Origin of the sequence: Kitasatospora sp. NPDC008115, assembly GCF_042957205.1 — a bacterium.
Lineage (GTDB): Bacteria > Actinomycetota > Actinomycetes > Streptomycetales > Streptomycetaceae > Kitasatospora.
In genome coordinates this window covers 37,480-55,144 of record NZ_JBIBHU010000024.1, presented here as the reverse complement: position 1 = coordinate 55,144, position 17,665 = coordinate 37,480, and the positions used below count along the sequence as shown (strand labels likewise).

Sequence of the window (17,665 nt, the reverse complement as noted above, 5' to 3'; positions counted from 1 at the left end):
CGGTGACCACCATGCGACCACCGGCTGACACAGCAACAGAAAGAGCCGGCACTCGGTTTCCCCAGCTCTCCCCGCTCCAGCCCCTCCCCGACTCCGTCGTAGCGCTCGCGGCCAAAGCTGTCGGAAGATCTCCAACGGCTTGCCGAAGTTCCGGGCGCCGAAGTCGAGGAACGCCGCTGCGGACGCCGGCAAGCTCGATCTTCTGGAAGCGCGTTGTGACGGTGCCTTCGACTGGGACGGGCTCTGGGACCAATGGCATCCCCAGGGCCGGACCGGGCCCTGGCTGCACGCGACCCGGGAGAAGCTCCGCTCCCTGACCCCCGCCGCCGATCTGCCCAGGCGGTACAATCGCTGCGCTGCGCACCTTCCCGGAGGGTACGAGGCCTAGGTTCCATGCGCCCTCAACAGGCGGCGATTGACGAGTGGTTGTGCCCGTCAGGTGGTCAACATCTGACGTGAGCGTGGTTACCCGGTAGGGTGCCCCCTGCCATTCCGATATCACTACCTGAGGATGGCCGCATGACCTCGATCGAGTACAAGCCTGCGCGTCGTGGACGGATCCGCGAGATCCTTACCGACATCGCCGTCGGAGTCGCCTCCAACATGCTGGTGGCGGCGCTGACCTCGGTGGCGCACCTGCTCTTCTGACGCAGGTCAGTGGCGGGCCCGGCGAGCCCGCCACTTCCACGTTTCCACACCTTCCGTCAGAACAACCGAAGGTCGTTCTTGGGCTTCTTCCGTCCCCGGTTCGGACGGGCGTGGTGCCATGGCAAGCTCTCCCGAGTCGGCCGCAATCCGTGGATCTCGGTCTCCCCGACAAGGCCCTTGAGGTAGGCCCGGGTCTCCTCGTCCGTGGAATAGAGCACCGTCGCCCGGCTCGCCCGAGTCATCAGCACGTGGTAGGCGTGCCGAATCAGGCGGGCGAACTCATCGTCACCGACGCTGCTCGCACTGACCTTCGGATCAAGCGATCCTGGGACTCTCACCCGTCTTACACCTTGCGCCGACTTCTCCGTCTCCTTGCCTCGGCGGAATACCCACTGGTCGGCCCGGCGCACCATGTCATCGCCCATAATCACTCCGCACCAGTCCCACTCGAGGCCCTGTGCGGTGTACACACAGCCGATCTGGCCGATGCCGTTCTTGTGCATCGACCACCTGACACCGGGCGGGACGCCGTCCGCGCAGAAGCTGTCGCTCTTCGCGTTCCACGGCTCGTGCCAGTCACCGATCCTGACATCCCGCTCCAGTCGCTTCTCCCGGCCCAGAGGCTCGGTCCAAGGCCAGCAGTAGCCGGCAACCATACGCGCAGATGCCCCGGCGCTCTCCTCGCCGAGAATGATGTCCCTGAGCGCGTCCGGCGTGTCCACCACCTCGACATGCATCAAGCCGTCCGGCGTCCAGTGCTCAGGTTCGTCATCCGACATACCGAGCAGCGCGTGCACCCAGCGGACGTACGCGTCACTGCCACCACATCGGAACTGCTCGCGGAGGCCGTACCGCACCACCTTGGCTCCGCGCCGATCAGCCGCCTGCTGGATCAGATCGACCGTACCGACCTCCTTCGGACGAACGACCTGGCCTTCGTCGAGGAAGAACACCGTCAGCCGGGACGCATCGAGGAGTTCGTCCACCTGCGGCCGAGATCCCTGCTTCTCCGGCGGCCAGAACCGGTTCTCGGAGCGGTCACGGAGTCGGTGTGCCTCATCACAGATCAGAACATCGAGCAGCGGGTCGGGCGTCGTGACGTAATCGAAGAAGTAGGTGAAGGTCTCCTTGAACTCCCGGTCACCGACACCGACGTGCTCCTGCATCGCCGCATTGAAGGCCCTGCTCCCGCTGGCGTAGTTGACGTTCCGGCCGGCGGCCTCCAGTTCCGCCTTGACTTGCAGGCCGATGGCGCTCTTGCCGGTGCCTGCGCCACCGGTCACCAGGAAAACTACTCGTCGCTCGTCCGGAACCAGCGCGGACTGCTTCGAGGAGGGAAGTACCTTGGCAGCTGTCTCCAGGATCCGATCAGCCACCTCCTTCTGCCGGCCGCGCAGGGTGAAGACCGTGTCCGTACCCCGGGACCACATCATCGCGTCGAGCAGCGGTGTATTGCGCACTCCGATGCCCTGCAGTAGCAGCTCGGCCTCGGTGCCGCCGCCGTCGGCGGCAAAGTGTCCCTGCAAGTCGGTCAACAACTGGCGGCGACGATCACCGGTATACACTTGCGCATAGACACCCGTCGGTGCGTCCACGTCGATCAGTGGACGGACCGAGTCCTCGGTGGCGTTGTGCAGATAGGCGAAGCCGCCGCACTCGATGTCGACCATGCCGAAGGGGCCCTGGCTGCCGGTGAACGCATGGTAGTACTCGCGCAGTTGAAGCGCAGGGTGCTTCTTGGGCTTCGCCAGGCCCGCCACGTAGATCTGGTCCGCGATGGCCCGCTCGACTCTGGTCACCGTCGACCAACGCTTCAGCTCCACCAATTGGACGGACGGCCGATCCTCGCGTGGATGGCGGCCCACCAGGACGACGTCCACAAGCCTGGGACTGCTCCCCTTGATGTCCTCGTCGGCAGTCGCGGCGCACTCGACGACCATCTGCACATTGCCACGATCAGCGGCGACCAAATCGTTCGCCAGACAAATCAGACTCTCCGCCCACGCCAACCGCTCCGTCTCCGAAGCCTCGTGCTCCCGGAACTTTCGCCACCGTTCGGCAAGATGCGGCACCATCCGGCGACGCGAGTTCAGAGTGAGCAGATCCTGCGCCGACAACTTCAGCAGGAGCATGGGCACGAAGGGACTCCCCCAGACCAGACCACGAGTGATTCGTGCGGGTTGGGGGCATGTCCTCAGCGGGAAGCCTGTCGGGCCGCAAACAGTACCGCAGATCCTAGATGCAGAAGCGGCCGTCGGTACACAATGCTCATCGACGGCATACCCGTCAAGAGATCGACCGGGCGAAGGTCCACCCGTGCAAAGCCTCCCGGGCAGGCGGTCGGCTTGCCGTCCAGTGGTGGCACCGGGCCTGCCGGCAGCTCGGAGAGATCGGAGTCCGGCTGAAGGGCCGCCTGGGTGCCCGAGGCCCGGCTCGGATCTCGGGGACCTGCTCGTTTGCACCCGGCTCCAGCTCTCGGTGGCCCGATCGTGCTGGGCTGGGACAGCGTCCGCCTCCACCTGCCCAGGCCGTCACGGGAGCTCATCACCTCGAACGCCGACTGGCTCACCGTCTTCCCGCTGCCCACCTACGTGGCGGACCTCACCCCGTGGGAGAGAATCCGGTCGCTGGTCGAAAAAACGTCGGGATCCGTCCCGCGCCACTGGAAGCCCAAGTGTTCGGACACCCGCTCAGGCACTCCGTTATAGGTTGGCCCAGTCATCAGCGCGGCCCGCCGGGCTTCCCTTCCGGGACATGCCCCCACCCGCACGAGTCACTTCGTGCTGCCTGGGAGCATGTCTTGCTGTTCCGCGACTCCGCGTCCGCGGTCGCCGCCGAGAGCCTGTCCGGATCACTGTTCGTGCGTCTCATCGACCAGTTCGTCCACAAGCACGGCCACAAGCCGAGCCCGTCCGAGGTGCGCTCCTGGGAGCGGAGCATCCCGGTTCTGACCAACGCGCTGCTGGACGCCGGACTCGACATGGTGGAGGTACTCCTCGAGTACTCGCTGCCGCTCAACAGCAAGCGCGCCGACGTCATACTCGCCGGCGTCCACCCGGGCACGGGCGAGCCGTCGTACGTGGTGGTCGAGCTCAAGCAGTGGAGCAACGCGGCCCCGGAGGACGGCGAGCCGCTGCTCTGCCGGGTGGACGCGTACACCCGGCCGGTGCTGAACCCGATCGAGCAGGTCCGCGGCTACTGCGACTACCTGATCTCCTTCAACGGCGCACTCGCCGACCACCCCGAGCGGTTGTCCGGAGTGGCCTTCCTCCACAACGCCACGGAGTTCGGCGTCCAGGGCCTCTACGAAGTGCCGCAGGACGAGCGCGGCCGACTCTTCACCGCCGAGCGCCGCGGAGAGTTCGTCCAGTACCTCCGCTCGAAGCTGAAGCCGGTCTCCGGCGCGGAGGCGGCGGACCAGTTGCTCGCGGGCAAGGTGGCCCCGTCCAAGCAACTGATGACGGTCGCCGCCGACGAGGTCCGCGAGCGCGAGCAGTTCGTGCTGCTGGACGAGCAGCGAGTCGCCTACGAGCTGGTGCTGCGCGCGGTCCGCCAGGCGCAGCATTCCGACCACAAGGAGGTCGTCGTCATCACAGGCGGCCCGGGTACCGGGAAGAGCGTCATCGCGCTGTCCCTCCTGGGTGATCTGTACCGGCGTGGCGTCACGGCCCTGCACGCGACCGGGTCCAGCTCGTTCACCACGACCATGCGTCGGATCGCCGGCGCGCGGAAGCGTGAGGTGCAGGAGCTGTTCAAGTACTTCAACAGCTTCATGACCGCCGAGCGCAATGGTCTGGACGTGCTGATCTGCGACGAGGCGCACCGGATCCGGGAGACGTCGGCGAACCGCTACACGCGGGCTGCCCAGCGCACAGGGAAGGCCCAGATCGAGGAGCTGATCGACGCGGCCCGCGTGCCGGTGTTCCTGCTGGACGAGCACCAGGTCGTCCGGCCGGGTGAGATGGGCACCGTGGCCCAGATTCGGGCCGCCGCAGCCGTGAAGGGCCTGGAGTGCCAGGTGGTGGAGCTGGACAGCCAGTTCCGCTGCGGCGGCAGTGACGCCTACCTGAACTGGGTGGTGCGCCTGCTGAACCTCGAGCCCGGTGGCCCGGTCGGCTGGGAGCCCGACGGCAAGGTCGCCCTGGAGGTGGTCGACAGCCCCCAGGAACTGGAGTCCTTCCTCGAGGCCCGGCGCGCGGAGGGGTACGGTGCGCGCATGTCGGCCGGGTACTGCTGGAAGTGGACGACGAAGGTGGCTCCGGGGGACCCGCTCCCCCTCGACGTGCACATCGGCGACTGGGCCCGTCCGTGGAACGTGTACGGCGACCGCTCGATCGCCGGCGCCCCGCCGGCCGCGCTGTGGGCCACCGACCCGGCCGGCTTCGGCCAGGTCGGCTGCGTGTACACCGCCCAGGGTTTCGAGTACGACTGGAGCGGCGTCATCCTCGGGCCGGACCTCGTCTGGCGCACCGACCGGTGGATCACCGACCGGACGGCGTCCAAGGACCCCGTGTTCCGCAAGTCCACCACCGACGCCGACATCGACCGCCTGATCCGCAACACCTACAAGGTGCTGCTGACGCGGGGAATGATCGGCACGGTGGTGTACTCGACGGATCCGGAGACGCGCTTCAAACTGCGGGAGCTGGTCACCGGGCAGCAGGAAGGACGGATCGAGACGGAGCAGAGCCGCCCACGGCCGATGACCGCTCACTGATTCCGGGCGGAACACACGGCGCCGTCTCCAGTCTGCACGGTCGGGGACGGGCCGCCCGAGATGGAGTCGAACAGCGCACGGTCGCTGACACGTCAGCGACCGTGCCGCCGCTGTCACCCCGCATACGCCGGGGTGAGTGGCTCCCGGGCCTCGCCCCGGAAGACCTGTTCGGCGTGCCACTGCCGGTGCTGGCCCGCGACCGGAGGAACCCCCGCTTGCGGGCCGGTGATCGGCCGTCCGGACAGGGCGAGCACATGCTGCCTGCTGGCCGCGCTGCGCCCGACGAAGCGCTGTGAGACGAGTATGCGGCGGCCCTCCCCCAGGCCCAGGACGCCCTTGTCGAACAGCTTGTGGTGCAGCGAGCACAGGCACAGGCCGTTGTCGACCTCGTCCGGCCCGTCGTGCGACCACCAGCGCACGTGCGCCGCCTCCAGGCCGACCGTGCTCGCGCCCAGCATCCCGTCGTAGCCGCAGAAGGCGCACTGGAACTCATACGCGGTCAGGACGAGTTCACGCATCCGCCGATCCCGCTGCCGTCGCGCCGCCCGCCCCGTCCCGCCCGGGCCTCCGGTCACGCCTGCGGCCTCGACCGGGTCCAGGTCGAGTCCGACGGCCTCGCACAGGTCGGCGTGCAGTGACGGCGGGAAGTGGAAATCCAGCAGCACCCGCGCCAACCGGCCCAGGAGCGCCGGCTCCTTCCGCAGAGCCGTCCGCAGCTCGGGCGCGAGCCTGCCGGTCGCGCCGCTGGAGCGCAGGACCCGCACGCCACTTCCCGGACTCCCGAGCCCCTGATCGGTCCTGACCTCCCAGACGCCGTCACTGACCAGGTGATCGAGCGGGTACGCGGGAGTGGTCGGATGGGACGGCCCGTACTCCTCGAGCAGCCGCTTCAGCTCCTGCTCGACGGCGCTGTACCTCAGTTCGCCGTCGGCATCGCGCTGGAAGCTGCCCAGCACGTACAGCAGCAACGGTTTGTGCGGCGCCCGAACGTCGTTGTTCGTCACCGTCTCAGCTTCGCCACCCGCTCCAGCCAGTCCATGGCCGCCCAGCGTATTCCGGGGCACGGACACCACCTGAGCCTCACCCCCCAGCAGAACAGTCTCCTGGCGTCGCCTTCGGACACACGAGGGGCCCGAACTCCTCCGCCAGGCGAAGTCGCTCGTCGACCGTCAGCGGCCACCGCTGGGGCAGTGCCCCCTCGGGGGCGTCCAGCATGGCGTCGAAGACAGGTTTCGCATTGGTTTCGAGCTGCGAGAAGAGTTCCTCGACCGCGTGGTGAGGCACACCTTCCAGAGTGGTCCCCCAGTAATAGCCGCGCTCGGCAAGGATGTTGCCGGCCATCGCAGGGAACGGCGCGTCAATGCCGACGGTCCTGCGCACGGTGAGTTCGTGCTGACGTCGGCCGCGGTGCTCGGCGAACCGCCGCAGGTACATCTGCGGCACCGTGTGGTCCCGGGTCCTCCCGGCTTCGCGCGCCGCCTTCTTCCCCGACGAGGCTCTGCCCAATTGCCCTCCCCGCTCTACCCGGCCGGTACTGCGGTCCCCGACTGGTCCCTGGCAAGATCGCCCGAAGCATGGCAGGGAGAGGTGGCAGCATCAAGAGGTTGGCAGCACAAAAGGCCGCTGATCTGGGATTTCTCCCGATCAACGGCCTTCCGACATCACTGTCGGGACGACAGGATTTGAACCTGCGACCCCTTGACCCCCAGTCAAGTGCGCTACCAAGCTGCGCCACGTCCCGTGGTCTCGTGGCCCGGGCGGAGCCTGGGGGGCTCTGCTTCGGGTTTCTCGACCTTGTCGGCCGGTTGTCCCGGCGACGAGGAAAACAATACAGCACGTCGGGGGGTGCTCGCTGCAGGGTTGTGGGGGTGGGGTGGTCAGGGGGTGGGGTGGCGGGCGTCGTAGCGGAGGAAGGCGGGGCGGCGGGCGGCGAGGAGGAGGATGGCGGCGACGCAGGCGAGGCCGCCGCTGACGACGGAGACGGTCGGGCTGGTGAGGGAGGCGACGGCGCCGGACTCGAAGTCGCCGAGGCGGGGGCCGCCGGCGACGATCACGATGAAGACGCCCTGGAGGCGGCCGCGCATGTCGTCCGGGGCGGCGACCTGCATCATCGTGTTGCGGAAGATCATGCTGATGGTGTCGGCGCAGCCGGCGGCGGCGAGCAGGAGGAGGCCGAGCCAGAGGTTGCGGACCAGGCCGAAGGCGGCGATGGCGAGGCCCCAGGCGATCACGGCGGCCAGGACGGCGGCGCCCTGGCGGTGGATGCGGCCGACCCAGCCGGAGAAGAGGGCGCCGGCCAGGGCGCCGACGGCGGGGGCGGCGGCGAGCAGGCCCACGGTGCGGGCGTCGCCGCCGTAGAAGGTGACGGCGAGGGCCGGGAAGAGGGCGCGCGGCATGCCGAAGATCATTGCGGCCAGGTCGGCGAGGAAGCTGGTGCGCAGGTTGGGCTGCTCGCGCAGGAAGCGGAGGCCGTCGAGGACGGAGGCCCGGCCCTTGCGTTCGCCGAGCGGGAGCATGGCGGGCAGGCGCCACATCGCGTAGAGGGTGGCTCCGAAGGCGACGGTGTCGACGAGGTAGGCGGCCTGGACGCCGAAGGCGCCGATGAGGACGCCGCCGAGCATGGGGCCCACGGTGAGGCCGAGGTTCATGCTGACGGTGTTCAGGGCGTTGGCGGCGGGGAGCTGGTGGGCGGGGACCAGGCGCGGGATCATCGCCGAGCGGGCGGGTGAGGCGAGTGCGAAGAAGCCGGCCTGGAGGGCGACGGCCGCGTAGAGGACCGCGACCAGGCCGAGGCCGGCGAGCGCCTGGGCGGCCAGGACGGCGGAGACGGCGGAGAGGCCTGCCGCGCCTATCAGGCCGAGGCGGCGGCGGTCGGCGGTGTCGGCGATGGCTCCGCCGTAGAGGCCGAAGGCGACCAGCGGGACGAGCGAGAAGAGGCCGACCAGGCCGGTGGCGAAGGTGGAGCCGGTCAGGTCGTAGACCTGGACGGAGACGGCGACGGCCGTCATCTGCTGGCCGACCGAGGAGACGGACTGTCCGAACCAGACCCGCCGGTAGTCGGCGTGGTCGCGCAGCGGGCTCAGGTCGGCGAAGGTGCTACGGGCGAGCCGTCGGTACCAGGTGGGCGAAGAGACGGGAGAAGAGGCGGAGGAAGGGGTGGGAGAAGGGGCGGGAGGAGGGGTGGGGACGGCGTCGGAAGGAGTGGGCGGTGAGGCCCCGTCGGCCTCGGAATTGGCAGGATGATTGGTCGACACAGTGGACCATCGTGGCCCCGCCCGGCCCGGCCGCCGACACCGGGGTGGGGTGCGCGCCCCCGGTGCCGGCACGCCCCGGCGTCAGCGCGGGCCGACGTTCTCCAGGATCCGGTCCAGCAGCGTCGCGAGCTGGGCGACCTCCTGGCCGCTGAGGCCCTTGAGCATGTCCTGCTGGCTCCGCACGGCGACCGAGGAGATCCGCTCGTACAGTTCCTCGCCCTCGGGCGCGATCTCCACGGTCGCCGCGCGGCGGTCGGCGCCGGTGCGCTTGCGCACCACCAGGCCGCGCCGCTCCATCGACTCCAGGTGGCGGGAGAGCGTCGGGCCCTCGATGCTCAGGTGCTGGGCGAGGGCCCGCTGGATCATCGGGCCCTCCAGCTTCAGGGCGGCGAGCACCGTCCATGCCGCGAAGGTCGTGCCGGCCTCGGCGAGGCGCTCCTCGAAGAACGCCCGACAGGACTTCGCGGTCAGGTGCAGCTTGGGCGCGACGCTGCCGCGCAGCCATGCCGGGCCGGCGTCCGCCTCGGCGGCGACCTGTTCTGCGCTCTGCCGGCCGGGCATCCGAACCTCCCACTCGTCACGAGACCGTCCGTGCAGCGTAGCGCCGGACGGCAGGTCGGACGGCCGGACCGTAGCGGACGGACGGTCGCGAACGGACGGTCGCGGACGGTCAGAGGGGGACGACGCGGAACACCGGGATCTCCGGCGCCGCCCGCTCGAAGCTCTCCGGGCGCTTGTCCGGGACCACGCCGTTCTTCACGAAGATGCCGGCGCCCATCGGGACCTGGGTCGGAAACTCCCTGGCGATCGGCCCGCGATCCTGCGGCGGCACCTCCACCAGCCTGACCCGCCGCGCCTTGCGCCCGCGGACCAGCACCCCCTCCCCCGCCGCCCGGACGTTCTTCACCCAGTCCGACCCGGGGAACGCCTGGAGGATGTACGTCGCACCGCCGACCTTCACCGGCGCGACCGGATTGGTGTACTCCCGGCCGGAGTTGCGGCCCTTCACCTTCAGCAGTTGCATCGGGCCGACCGGCAGGCCGATCCCGTGGAAGACCTCCATCATCCTGTTGCCGAACCTCTGGAACCCGGTGACGCGGGCGCGCGTAGTGGCGGTGGTGGACATGACTGGGATCTCCCCCCGGAGAAGCTTCTCGAAGAACATAGGTAGCTTGCTATCGATCAGCGTGGCATGCTCCCCGGGGAGTGTCAACGAGGATGGAAAGACGCGCAGTTGGCCGAGCCCGGAGGTCCGGGCCCGGCCAACCACGGCACCGGCGACCGCTACCGGGTGAGGACCTGCTTCTCGCCCGCCTCCACCGCGAAGTCCAGCCGGTTGCCGGGCGGCGGGAACGGGCAGATGAAGTGGTCCGCGAAGGCGCAGGGCGGCAGGTAGGCGCGGTTCAGGTCCAGCACCGTGCGCCCGTCCTGGTCCGGCGCGGGCAGCGTGATGAACCGGAACCGGTAGGTGTCCCGCCCGCTGGTGGCGTCGGCGATCACACCGCTCAGGCCGTTCGCCGAGCGGCCGACCGTCAGGGTGCGGTGCTCGCCCGCGACGGTGAACGCGATCCGGCCGGTGACGGCCAGCGGGCGCTCCTTGCCGTCGGCGTTGGGGACGATCACCGCCTGCGCCTGCTCGCCCTCGAACGGGGTGAAGACCGCGGGGACGGCCCACTCCGGAGAGTAGGGGTAGGCGGAGATCCCGGCGAACGACGCCCGCCGGGGCGCCGCCGGGTCGAAGACCCGCAGCGCCAGCTCACCCTCGCGCTCGATCGGCACCAGCAGCAGCTCGCCCAGCGTCGCGGTGTCCGCCGCCGGGTCGGTGTCCGGGCGCAGCAGCACCTCGCCGTCGACGGGGGCGGCCGTGCCAGCGACGACCAGGCCGTCGGCCCCCGCCGCCCGGACCCGGACGCCCTCGGCGTCGGTCCACCAGACCCCGGGCAGCCCGGGGATCTCCGCGGGCTCGGCCTCCAGCCAGTACGTGCCGGTGAGCGCCAGCTGACCGTGCGGAGCGCTGACCGTCGCAGCCCGCCGATCGCTCCAGTGCTTCCATTCCTCCGCGGCCGTCGCCGTCATCGGCTCGCCCTCCCACTGTGGTCCAGGGCCCGCCGGGCGGGCCGTCCGTACTCCGTCACCCCATCGAACATCCGACACCCCGGCCGGGCATTCCCGCGACCGGATCCGTCGCCCGGCCGTCACACCGCTCAACCCGCCGGCCACACGGCTCCACACCGCTCCACACCCCGGTCACACCGGCAGGTCATGCCCGACCGGTCAGTCCTTGATCCGGCGGAACAGGCCCTCCTGCACCACCGACACCACCAGCTGACCGCTCCGGTCGAAGATCTGCCCGCGCGCCAGGCCCCGGGCGCCGTGGGATATCGGCGACTCCTGCTGGTAGAGCAGCCAGTCGTCGGCCCGGAACGGCCGGTGGAACCACATCGCGTGGTCGAGCGAGGCCATGTCGAAGTGACGGGTGCCCCAGAGCGGCTCCACGGGGGCCCGGACGGCGTCCAGCAGGGTCATGTCGCTCGCGTAGGTGAGCGCGCAGACGTGGATCAGCGGGTCGTCGGGCAGCTCGCCGTTGGTCCGCAGCCAGACGCCGCTGCGCGCCTCGACGCCCTCCAGTTCCTCGGTGGTCCAGCGCAGCCGGTCGACGTAGCGGATGTCGAACGGCTGGCGCCGGCTGATGAACGGGGGCAGCTCACCCAGCCGGGAGCCGACCTCGTCCAGCGCGCTGGGCAGCTTCTCGGGGGCCGGGACCTCGGGCATCGGGAACTGGTGCTCGATGCTGTCCGGCTCCGGGGCGTGGAAGTCCGCGGTCAGCGCGAAGATCGACCGTCCGCCCTGGATCGCCAGCACCCGGCGGGTAGTGAACGAGCGGCCGTCCCGCAGCCGGTCCACCTGGTAGACGATCGGCACCCCGGGCACACCGGGGCGCAGGAAGTAGGCGTGCAGCGAGTGGACCGGCCGGTCGCCGTCCACGGTGCGGCCCGCCGCGACCAGTGCCTGGCCGGCGACCTGTCCGCCGAACGTGCGCTGGAGCGCCTCCTCGGGGCTGCGCCCGCGGAAGATGTTCAGCTCGATCTGCTCAAGGTCCAGCAGCGCGACGAGATCGTCGACCGGGGTACCCATGGAACACGTCCTCTCCGGGCCGCCGCCCGGCCGGAGGTCTTCCGCCCGGCTGCCGCAACCCGTTCTCTCGAATTCTCCAGCTCAATCGAATTCCTCAGCGAGCCGGGGCATTCCCCACACCGGGGCCACGGACGCCGATTCACTCGAACGAGGTCGAACGATGCCGAACACGGGCGCCTGCGGGCGCCCGGCGGCGGCGGGCACCGGGCGGCGGGCACCCGGCGGACGGGCGGCGCTCAGAGCCCCGACTGCCGTACGGTGATGTTCAGCCGCCCGGTCAGCCCCAGCGCCGGGTCCGCCGTCCCGGGCAGGGTCCGTGTCACCCCGTGGTACGCGAACCTGGCCGGCCCGCCGAACACCAGCAGGTCCCCGCTGCGCAGCTCCAGGTCGGTCCACGGCCTGGTCCTGGTCTCGGTGTTGCCGAGCCGGAAGACGCACGTGTCACCGAGCGAAAGCGAGACCACCGGGGCGTCCGTCCGCTCGTCGCGGTCCTGGTGCAGGCCCATCCTGGCGCCGTGCGGGTAGTGGTTGACGATCGCGATGTCCGGCGCGTACCCGGCCGCGCCCGCGACCTCGCCGGCGTCCGCGCCGTACGCCTCGGCCACCGCCTGCCGGGCCAGCGCACCGAGCCCGGGCGGGAACGGCTTGACCGGCGCGCCGTCCTCGGCGGTGCGGGAGTAGCCGTACGGGTACCAGTGCCACCCCAGGCTGACCATCCGCACGGACATCAGCCCGCCGGTGGGCATCCGGACGGTGTGCATCCCGGCGGGCGGGCGGGCCCACTCGCGGCAGGCGGCGACCAGCCGCGACTGCGCCGCCGCGTCCAGCCAGCCCGGGAGCAGCACGGCGCCGGACGCCGGCTCGGAGCGCCCTCGCCCGGTAGCGGCACCGTCGTCATCGTCGAAGGAGCCGTCGAACGCGCCGAACAGCTCGCCCTGGGTCACTCCCCCATCCTCGCGCACCCCTCCGACAACGGCCCGCGCCGCAGCGGCCCGCACGCCGACGGCCGCCTTCCGCAGTGCGCGGAGGCGGCCGTCGGACAAGGTGATCGGACCGGAGGGTCGGACGGACCCGGCGACCAGACCGGGCGGCCGAACCGATCGGACCGGTCGAACCGGTCGAACCGGTCGAACCGGTCAGCTCAGTCGGATCAGACGCTGAGGGTCTGGCCCGGGAAGATCAGGTTCGGGTTGGCGCCGATGACCTTGGCGTTCTTGTTGTACAGGTCGTGCCAGTCGACGCCCTGCGCGGCGGCGATGGTGCTCAGCGTGTCACCGGCCTTGACGGTGTAGGCGCCCTTGGCCGGCTTCGCGGCCTTGTCGACCTTCGGAGCGGCCTTCGGGGCGGCCTTCGGCGCGACGGCGGCCTTGGGGGCCTCGGCGGCCTTCGGCGCGGCGGCGGCGGCCTTCGGGGCCTCGGCGGGCTTCGGCGCGGCCGGCTTCGGGGTGGCGGCCGGGGCGGCCGGCTTCGCGGCGGGGGCGGAGGTGTCGACCGCGGCCGGGGCGCCGCCCTTGGTCAGGCCGGCCTTGACGGAGCAGACGGGCCAGGCGCCCGGACCCTGCGAGGCGAGGACCTTCTCGGCGACGGCGATCTGCTGCGCCTTGGTGGCCAGGTTGGCCTGCGGGGCGTAGGCGGTGCCGCCGAAGGCGGCCCAGGTGCTGGAGGTGAACTGCAGACCGCCGTAGAAACCGTTGCCGGTGTTGATGGCCCAGTTGCCGCCGCTCTCGCACTGGGCGACGGCGTCCCAGGTGGAGACGGAAGCGGCGGAGGCCGAGGTGGCCGTGACGAGGCCGGCCACCGGCAGGGCCGCGACAGCGGCGCCCGCCACGACAGCCATCCGGACGCGGTTGCGCTTGGTGGCGGCGGTGGTGGTGGCAGCGGCGGACTCGTTACGGAAGGTCATGAGGTTCCTCTCGACAGCCCCGGGCGGGCATGCGGAACCAAGCCCTGGAGGGGGACTGGAATCGCTCGCCGCGTCCGTCGGGCGGCCGGAGACGTGTCTGACGTCCCGCGCCGCCCCTGGCCACCCGCCACGCACCGGCGACCTGTTCGAGCGGTCGCATCGGCGGGCACGGCCGGCGCCGGACGAACCGGCGGGCTGTGCGTCGGGGGTGAACCCGGGTGGTGCTCGTTGCACCGCCAAAGAAGCTACGAGTCGGCCGCCGGGGATCCAAACACTTACGGGTCTCCCCAGCTCAGCGGGGGATTACCGCCGGTAACGGCCCGGCATTCATGTCCTTAATGTCCGTTTTGAGCGACATTTCCTAGATCAAACATCCGCAGGCCGTGGCTCACCTCACACTTCGATTCCGGCAGTCTCGCCACCGAGATCGACACATTGCGATGCCACCGGCACCCTCCGCGATCGAATCAGGGGCAATTCCCGTCACCCCGGTCCCCCACCCGTGACCCCTGCCACAAGGGCCCGTTGGGCAGGACGGCCGGGCCGCCCCCGCCCCCGGCTCGAACAGGGTCGGCCAACCGCCCACCCGGCCCGACCCCCGAAACCGCACCGCCCCGACTTCCGACACCGCACCGATCCGACCCCAGAAACCGCACCGAGGAGACACCCAGTGCCGCGCATGCTCGACGTCAGCGACGAGGTCCGTTCCGAGATCGGCGACGACGAGGCCGACCGCCTGCTCGGCGGCGCCCACGCGCCCGACAGCTACGAGTGCACCTCCTGCCGCACGCCCGGCGACGCGTTCCAGGAGCCCACCAGCACCGTGCTGTTCGTCGGCGAGGAGACGGCCGTCCTGGCCTTCGCGCACGCCCGCTGCATCCCCTCCCAGGTGGTCCCGGTCTCCGAGGAGCAGCTGGCGGGCGCCGTCCGCAGCATCAGCCAGTCCCAGGGCGGCCCGTCCGCCGAGGCCGGCCCCGCCCACCCGCAGCCGCAACCGCCGATCCCGGCCCCCGCCCCGGCGCCGGACGCGGCCGGCGACCCGTCCGCCGGGCGGCCCGGCACGCCCGGGCAGGCCGCGATCCTCGGCATCACCTGCGGGCTGGTCCTGCACGGCGACACCGGCCACGCCTCCCTGGTCGTCGAGCCGACCGGCCCGGTCGGCCGCCCGGGCACCATCACCGGCGAGGACGAGTTCCTCGACCTGCTCCAGGACGCGGGCTTCCAGCCGGTCACCGACCTCGACAAGACGCCGGACCAGTTGCCCGGCTGGTCGGTGCTGGTCGCGATGGGCAAGCTGCACGCGGTCCTCCAGCCCTCGGCCTCCGGCGGCAGCACTGGCTGGTGGCAGGCCCACCAGCCGCTCCAGGTGACCGATGCCTGGCGGTTCGCCGCCAACCAACTCGGCGAGGTCACCATGTACGCCGTCCCGGCCGGGACGGTCGGCCGGCAGCCGCGCGAGGACCTGCTGCGCCAGGCGCTGGAGCGGGCGGTGACGCTGGGCCAGGTGGTCGCCGCCTCCCTCCCGCTCGCCGGCACCTGAGCCGTACCCCGGCCGAGGTTGCGCCCCGGCCGAAGCCGCACTCTGGCCGACGCCTCACCCCGGCCGACGCCGCGCCGCGGAGAGGCCGCGGGGCCCGCCGAACACCGGCCCCGCGGCCCCGCCGCCCCCGGCCGCGCCCGCCTCCCCACCCGCATCCCCCGGCGCCCTCGCTCGTTGGGCCCTGCGTGTACAGCTACGACGTCCCCGCCTCCCCCCGGCGGCCCACTCCCGCCTCCCGCTCGATCCCGGGCATGCGCCCGTCGTACGACGCGGAGCACCCGCACTCGACGACGCCGATCTACGACGAGCTGTACTCCGAGTACCGACGGCTCTTCCGCGCGCTGCCGGGCGACCGCTCCGGCGAGGAGGACCTGAGGTTCACCGGCTTCGCCGTCCGGGACGCCGCCCCGGCGCGCATCGACCCGCGCCCGTACCCGCCGCAGCACCAGGCCTTCCAGACGTACGCGGGGCAGGCGGTCGGCATCCCGCAGTTCATGCCGATCCGGCCGAACGGCCCCGAGCACACCGGCCCGGCCGACCACCCCTTCGGCCACACCGGCCACCCGGCCCACCCACGCCCCCACCCCCACGACCCGGGCCAGGGGCAGGGTCAGGGGCAGGGCCATGGCCACACCAACGAAAGCGCCGGCCCGTACGCCACCGGCTTCCACCCCACCCCCGCCCCCGGCCGCCCGCCCGTCGCCCAGGAGGGCACCGGCCAGGGCTGGGTCGCGGCCGGCTACCTGGGCGCCGCCCCGCCACCGGTGGCCGCGCACGTCCCGGCGCCGGCACCGGTGACGGTCCCGGTGCCCGCGCCCGCCCCGCCCGCGGGCACGAGCAGCGGCGGCCGCCACCGCAGCCTGCTCTCCCTCCCCCCGGGCGGCGGCGACCGCCGCTGAAGCGCCGCACCCGCCGCGCCCGCCGCAGCGACGACGGAAGGGCCCCGCCGACCGGTCCCGAGACCGGCCGACGGGGCCCTTCCGCACCGCCGGAGACCGCTACTTCTTCTTGCGCTTCTCGCGCACCCGCACCGAGATCGAGATCGGCGTGCCGACGAAGCCGAACTCCTCACGCAGCCGGCGCTCGACGAACCGGCGGTAGCCCGCCTCCAGGAAGCCCGACGCGAACAGCACGAAGCGCGGCGGACGGACGCCCGCCTGGGTGCCGAACAGGATGCGCGGCTGCTTGCCGCCCCGGATCGGGTGCGGGTGGGCGGCCACCAGCTCGCCGAGGAAGGCGTTCAGCCGCGCGGTCGTGATGCGGGTCTCCCAGCCCTCCAGCGCGGTCTCGATCGCCGGGACGAGCTTCTCCATGTGCCGGCCGGTCTTCGCCGAGACGTTCACCCGCGGGGCCCACTGCACCTGGACGAGGTCGCGCTCGATCTCGCGCTCCAGGTAGAAGCGGCGCTCCTCGTCGAGCTGGTCCCACTTGTTGTAGGCGATGACGACGGCGCGCCCGGCCTCGACGGCCATCGAGATGATCCGGGTGTCCTGCTCGGCCAGGGTCTCGCTGGCGTCCACCAGGACGACCGCGACCTCGGCCTTCTCCAGCGCGGCGGAGGTGCGCAGCGAGGCGTAGAAGTCGGCGCCGGCGGTCAGGTGGACCCGGCGGCGGATGCCGGCGGTGTCGACGAACTTCCAGGTCTTGCCGCCGAGCTCGATCATCTCGTCGACCGGGTCACGGGTGGTGCCGGCCAGCTCGTTGACGACCACCCGCTCCTCGCCGGCGACCTTGTTGAGCAGGCTGGACTTGCCGACGTTCGGCCGGCCGATCAGCGCGATGCGGCGCGGGCCGCCGGGGGCGGCGTCGCCGAAGGTCTGCGGCGGGGCCTCGGGCAGCGCGGCCATCACGGCGTCCAGCAGGTCGCCGGAGCCGCGGCCGTGCAGGGCGGAGACGGGGTACGGCTCGCCGAGGCCGAGCGACCAGAGGTAGGCGGCCTCGGCCTCGGTGGACGGGCCGTCGACCTTGTTGGCGCAGAGCACGGTCGGCTTGCCGGCCCGGCGGATGATCTTGATCAGGGCCTCGTCGGTGTCGGTGGCACCCACGGTGGCGTCGACGACGAACAGCACCGCGTCGGCCTGCTCGATGCCGAGCTCGGCCTGGGCGGCGACCATGGCGTCGATGCCGAGGACGTCGATCTCCCAGCCGCCGGTGTCGACGACCTTGAAGCGGCGGCCGTTCCAGGCGGCCTCGTAGGTGACGCGGTCGCGGGTGACGCCGGGCTTGTCCTCGACGACGGCCTCGCGGCGGCCGATGATGCGGTTGACCAGGGTCGACTTGCCCACGTTCGGGCGGCCGACGACGGCCAGCACCGGCAGCGGGGCGTGGGCGCCGTCGCCGTCGACGTCGTCGAGGTCGAAGCCCTCCTCGGCGGCGAGCGCCATGAACTCGGCATAGTCGGCGGCGTCCAGCTCGCCGTGCCCGGCGGTGGAGTGCTCTGCGGTCATGTTCGTACTGTCCGTTTCCCG

The 17,665-nt window shown here is 71.4% G+C and carries 14 protein-coding genes, 1 tRNA gene and 1 pseudogene; 4 read left to right on the top strand and 12 right to left on the bottom strand.

Translation table 11 applies throughout. The annotated features are described in order from the left end of the window. The first annotated feature begins 519 nt into the window (after nt 1-519). On the top strand, nt 520-648 hold the full coding sequence (locus tag ACFZBX_RS27160) for a DUF6408 family protein (protein ID WP_220783974.1): 129 nt from the start codon (nt 520-522) through the stop codon (nt 646-648). Nucleotides 649-704: 56 nt separating this feature from the next. On the opposite strand, the gene ACFZBX_RS27155 is transcribed toward ACFZBX_RS27160, so the two are convergent. Beyond that, the gene (locus ACFZBX_RS27155; protein WP_391536394.1) at nt 705-2,780 is read right to left on the bottom strand and encodes a DUF2075 domain-containing protein; all 2,076 of its coding nucleotides are present in this window, start codon (nt 2,778-2,780) and stop codon (nt 705-707) included. A gap of 668 nt (nt 2,781-3,448) precedes the next feature. On the opposite strand from ACFZBX_RS27155, the gene ACFZBX_RS27150 reads away from it, so the two are divergent. After that, nucleotides 3,449-5,365, top strand: a complete 1,917-nt coding sequence (locus tag ACFZBX_RS27150) for a DNA/RNA helicase domain-containing protein (protein ID WP_391536393.1) — start codon at nt 3,449-3,451, stop codon at nt 5,363-5,365. 113 nt (nt 5,366-5,478) lie between these two features. On the opposite strand, the pseudogene ACFZBX_RS27145 reads toward ACFZBX_RS27150, so the two are convergent. From ACFZBX_RS27145 to ACFZBX_RS27100, 10 genes and pseudogenes are all read right to left on the bottom strand, one after another. Beyond that, nucleotides 5,479-6,404: pseudogene (locus tag ACFZBX_RS27145) on the bottom strand (phosphorothioated DNA-binding restriction endonuclease). Nucleotides 6,405-6,445: 41 nt separating this feature from the next. Further along, the gene (locus ACFZBX_RS27140; protein WP_391536392.1) at nt 6,446-6,808 is read right to left on the bottom strand and encodes a DUF4238 domain-containing protein; all 363 of its coding nucleotides are present in this window, start codon (nt 6,806-6,808) and stop codon (nt 6,446-6,448) included. Nucleotides 6,809-7,032: 224 nt separating this feature from the next. Next, a tRNA-Pro gene (locus tag ACFZBX_RS27135) sits at nt 7,033-7,106 on the bottom strand. A gap of 136 nt (nt 7,107-7,242) precedes the next feature. Continuing rightward, nucleotides 7,243-8,619, bottom strand: coding sequence for an MFS transporter (locus ACFZBX_RS27130; protein ID WP_391536391.1), 1,377 nt, complete (start codon nt 8,617-8,619; stop codon nt 7,243-7,245). Nucleotides 8,620-8,700: 81 nt separating this feature from the next. Continuing rightward, a complete protein-coding gene (locus ACFZBX_RS27125) occupies nt 8,701-9,180 on the bottom strand; it encodes a MarR family winged helix-turn-helix transcriptional regulator (RefSeq protein ID WP_391536390.1) in 480 nt (159 codons plus the stop codon). Nucleotides 9,181-9,289: 109 nt separating this feature from the next. Then, nucleotides 9,290-9,745 (bottom strand): nitroreductase/quinone reductase family protein, encoded by a 456-nt coding sequence (locus ACFZBX_RS27120; protein ID WP_391536389.1) that lies wholly within the window; start codon nt 9,743-9,745, stop codon nt 9,290-9,292. A gap of 158 nt (nt 9,746-9,903) precedes the next feature. Then, the gene (locus ACFZBX_RS27115) at nt 9,904-10,695 is read right to left on the bottom strand and encodes a DUF1684 domain-containing protein (protein ID WP_391536388.1); all 792 of its coding nucleotides are present in this window, start codon (nt 10,693-10,695) and stop codon (nt 9,904-9,906) included. A 198-nt stretch (nt 10,696-10,893) separates the two neighbouring features. Beyond that, nucleotides 10,894-11,754 carry an acyl-CoA thioesterase II gene (gene tesB / locus ACFZBX_RS27110; RefSeq protein ID WP_391536387.1) on the bottom strand — a complete coding sequence of 287 codons (861 nt, stop codon included), beginning with the start codon at nt 11,752-11,754 and terminating at the stop codon, nt 10,894-10,896. A gap of 236 nt (nt 11,755-11,990) precedes the next feature. After that, a complete protein-coding gene (locus ACFZBX_RS27105; protein ID WP_391536474.1) occupies nt 11,991-12,599 on the bottom strand; it encodes an alpha-ketoglutarate-dependent dioxygenase AlkB family protein in 609 nt (202 codons plus the stop codon). Between the two features lie 305 nt (nt 12,600-12,904). Then, entirely contained in the window at nt 12,905-13,657 is a 753-nt protein-coding gene (locus ACFZBX_RS27100) for a transglycosylase family protein (RefSeq protein WP_391536386.1), read from the bottom strand. Between the two features lie 670 nt (nt 13,658-14,327). Between ACFZBX_RS27100 and ACFZBX_RS27095 the strand changes: the two genes are divergently transcribed. Next, a complete protein-coding gene (locus tag ACFZBX_RS27095) occupies nt 14,328-15,197 on the top strand; it encodes a hypothetical protein (RefSeq protein WP_391536385.1) in 870 nt (289 codons plus the stop codon). A 251-nt stretch (nt 15,198-15,448) separates the two neighbouring features. After that, a complete protein-coding gene (locus ACFZBX_RS27090; RefSeq protein ID WP_391536384.1) occupies nt 15,449-16,096 on the top strand; it encodes a hypothetical protein in 648 nt (215 codons plus the stop codon). Between the two features lie 99 nt (nt 16,097-16,195). Here the strand turns inward: ACFZBX_RS27090 and der are convergent, their stop codons facing one another. Next, the gene (gene der, locus ACFZBX_RS27085; RefSeq protein WP_391536383.1) at nt 16,196-17,644 is read right to left on the bottom strand and encodes a ribosome biogenesis GTPase Der; all 1,449 of its coding nucleotides are present in this window, start codon (nt 17,642-17,644) and stop codon (nt 16,196-16,198) included. Nucleotides 17,645-17,665 lie beyond the last annotated feature (21 nt).

What these genes read in the sequence shown, in the direction of transcription:
- ACFZBX_RS27160 (WP_220783974.1), top strand. Translation starts at nt 520, where the DNA reads ATGACCTCGATCGAGTACAAGCCTGCGCGTCGTGGACGGATCCGCGAG.
- ACFZBX_RS27120 (WP_391536389.1), bottom strand. Translation starts at nt 9,745, where the DNA reads ATGTCCACCACCGCCACTACGCGCGCCCGCGTCACCGGGTTCCAGAGG.
- tesB (WP_391536387.1), bottom strand. Translation starts at nt 11,754, where the DNA reads ATGGGTACCCCGGTCGACGATCTCGTCGCGCTGCTGGACCTTGAGCAG.
- ACFZBX_RS27155 (WP_391536394.1), bottom strand. Translation starts at nt 2,780, where the DNA reads ATGCTCCTGCTGAAGTTGTCGGCGCAGGATCTGCTCACTCTGAACTCG.
- ACFZBX_RS27115 (WP_391536388.1), bottom strand. Translation starts at nt 10,695, where the DNA reads ATGACGGCGACGGCCGCGGAGGAATGGAAGCACTGGAGCGATCGGCGG.
- ACFZBX_RS27125 (WP_391536390.1), bottom strand. Translation starts at nt 9,180, where the DNA reads ATGCCCGGCCGGCAGAGCGCAGAACAGGTCGCCGCCGAGGCGGACGCC.
- der (WP_391536383.1), bottom strand. Translation starts at nt 17,644, where the DNA reads ATGACCGCAGAGCACTCCACCGCCGGGCACGGCGAGCTGGACGCCGCC.
- ACFZBX_RS27090 (WP_391536384.1), top strand. Translation starts at nt 15,449, where the DNA reads ATGCGCCCGTCGTACGACGCGGAGCACCCGCACTCGACGACGCCGATC.
- ACFZBX_RS27100 (WP_391536386.1), bottom strand. Translation starts at nt 13,657, where the DNA reads ATGACCTTCCGTAACGAGTCCGCCGCTGCCACCACCACCGCCGCCACC.